The organism is Bradyrhizobium sp. (genome assembly GCF_016462955.1).
GTDB lineage: Bacteria > Pseudomonadota > Alphaproteobacteria > Rhizobiales > Xanthobacteraceae > Bradyrhizobium.
The window spans coordinates 1-1,089 of the sequence record NZ_JAEMSD010000440.1 but is presented as its reverse complement, the minus strand read 5'-3'; the positions used below and the strand labels follow the sequence as shown (position 1 = coordinate 1,089).

The 1,089-nt window shown below is 65.9% G+C and carries 2 protein-coding genes; both read right to left on the bottom strand.

The features are described 5' to 3' along the window. Positions 1-414: NAD(P)-binding domain-containing protein (locus tag JHD07_RS31010; RefSeq protein ID WP_291629059.1), on the bottom strand; the 414-nt coding region annotated here is incomplete at its 3' end. A 21-nt stretch (positions 415-435) separates the two neighbouring features. Beyond that, on the bottom strand, positions 436-1,089 hold a 654-nt coding region (locus JHD07_RS31005; protein WP_291629057.1), incomplete at its 5' end, for an amidohydrolase family protein.

Sequence of the window (1,089 nt, the reverse complement as noted above, 5' to 3'; positions counted from 1 at the left end):
GGTCAGCGCGCCGGTGTGAACGATGCTGGCATTGCCGGAGACCGGCGAGCGCAGATAGGAAATGCCACGTGCCTGCGCCGCGGCGGCAACCTCGCTGGACGCTTCGACGCTCACGGTGCTGGTTTCGACGAGAACGGCACCGGGCTGCATCGCGGCGATGATGCCGGCAGGGCCGAGCAGCGCGCCGCGTAACGCCATGTCATCGGGCAGGGACGTCACGACAGCCGCCTTGCCGCTCACGGCCTCGGCCGGTGATGCGGCAATCGCAATGCCTTGCCCGCGGGCTTCGTTGCTCCGTGCCGCGCTCTGGTCGAATGCGGTCACCGCGTAGCCGGCCTTGGCGACGAGCACCGACATCGGCAGACCCATCTTGCCGACTCCGATGAAAGCGATAGTCTTCGAAACGTCAGTCATTGTTGTTGTCCATTGGCACCGTCACGCAGCGCGGCCCTGTCGTTCGATGTCTTGCACCAGCCGCTGGCCGGATTGCGCAAGCAGCTGTTTCTTCGCCTCCAGCCCGTCGACCAGCAAGCGGCCATCCCGCTTCTTCCAGCTGCCGCCGATCATGACGGCCTCGATATTGGCAAGGCTCGTCTGCATCACGACGGTTGCGACGGGATCATGCACGGGAACGAGATCGAGACCGGAGGCGTCGATGACGACGAGGTCGGCGAGCTTTCCCGGTGTCAGTGAGCCGATCTGGTGCGCGCGCCCGAGCATGCGGGCGCCTTCCGTCGTGATCCAGCGCAGCGCTTCGCGCACGGGAATGGTGGTTGTCGCGGGAATGGTTCCGCTCGCTTGTCGCGATTCCGCATTGTCGAGCGCCCGCTGCATCGAGAGCGCGATGCGGGCGGCGGAGAGGAGGTCACCCGCCAGCACGGACTCCAGATCGACGCCGATGGTCGGGCGCACGCCGCGCTTGAGCAGCCGTCCGGTGATCGGGAAGCCGTGGCCTTGGATCATTTCGTTCTCCGGCGTGATCGAGAAGGACACGCCGAGATCGACGAGACGATCGAGCAGGTCATCGGGCAGATCGTTGCCATGCACGATGTTGACGCCCGCGCCGACGAGGCCGGCCTCGATCAGCTT